At 60.0% G+C, this 1,425-nt stretch carries 1 pseudogene; it reads left to right on the top strand.

Annotation, left to right across the window (positions count from 1 at the left end):
* Positions 1–1,425, top strand: a pseudogene (locus AC1Q5S_RS22235) (Tn3-like element IS1071 family transposase); the annotation flags it as partial.

The raw sequence follows: 1,425 nt of genomic DNA, 5'->3' as shown, positions 1-1,425 counted from the left end.
TACTCGTGCGGGCGCGTCAATGGCTGTACAAGAACAAGCTGGTGATCGTGCACGAGCGGGCAATTCGGACACTGATTGCGGCGGCACTTGCCCAGCTTGAAGTTGAAACAGGCACCGCCATCGCCGCCAGCGTTGATCCAGCAACACTTGATCGCTGGCGAGCCTCAGTTTCAGAGCTGCGCCCAGATGGACAAACCCAGCAGAGTTGGCTATGGGCTGCACCGGCGAAACACTCAACCCGCCAAATCAGCGAGGTACTGGAGCGCATCGACCTGCTTTACACGCTGGACGTTCATAAGCACCTGGCAGACATCCCCGATCTCATCTTGCGCCGCTACGCGCGCCGACTTGTCTCCAGGCCGCCCTCAGCCGGAGCCAAGATCAAAGAGCCAGCGCGCACCGTGGAGGTCGCATGCTTTCTTCGGTATTGCCTGTTCACCACCACAGACCAGTTGATCCTTATGGTGCAGCGCCGGATCGCCGATCTGTGGCGTCAGGCTGCCGCCGATGTCCCCGCTACCGTCAATTGGGCCGCAATGTACAAAACGCTGCTCGGCGAACTTGTTGCCTTGAGCGCGCAAGGTGCGGTGCCAGATGCTGAGTTGCGTGCCCGTCTTGAAGCCTTGATCACCGAAACCCAGAAACGCAAACCACCGAGCAGGGCCTCCCTGGTCCGCGAGGGATTGATTGATGGAATTCGCCCCGTGCGGTCGTTGCTCGTCGCCATTGCAAAGCTGCCCTGGCAGGCCACCGGCGAGCATCCTGCCATCGAGTACCTTGCCAAGCTGCAAGCTTTATATCTCAAAGGATCCAGAAAGCTGCCAGTTGAAGTGGTGGCACCAAGTCTGGGAATGATCTGGCAGGTTTCGATCTCCAGCCCAGACCGGGAACGGGCGTTTCAGGCGTTGGAGGTGGCCACCCTGTTTGCCCTGCGCCGCGCGGTGCGCAATGGCTCGGTCTGGATTGAGCACAGCCTGAGCTTTCGGGGTCGTGCGCGCTTGTTCTTCACGGACGAGCGTTGGCAGGCAGAGTCCAAGAAACACTATGCCCGTCTATCGTTACCCAGCAAGGCTGCCACTTTCTTGAAGCCTTTGCTGGCCAGAGTAACTGCCGGTGTCGATGCGGTGGCCGCTGCAGCCCGCAGTGGCGTACTGCGCGTGGATGATGAACTCCATTTGTCGCCATTGCCCGCAGAGGACGAAGACCCAGAAGTGACCAAGCTGCGCGCGGCTTTGGATCACCGCATCGGTGAGGTTCAATTGCCGGAAGTGATTCTGGCCGTTGACGCCCAGGTGCGCTTTAGCTGGATCATGCTCGGACGTGAGCCGCGCTCTACCGACGAGCTGCTGATGGTCTATGCCGGCATCATGGCCCACGGCACCAGTCTGACTGCGGTCGAATGCGCGCGCATGATTCCGCAATTGT

This window comes from Acidovorax sp. GW835-FHT14B10, from assembly GCF_058793725.1.
Note: the sequence above shows the minus strand (reverse complement) of the source record. Positions and strands in the feature narration are given on the sequence as shown.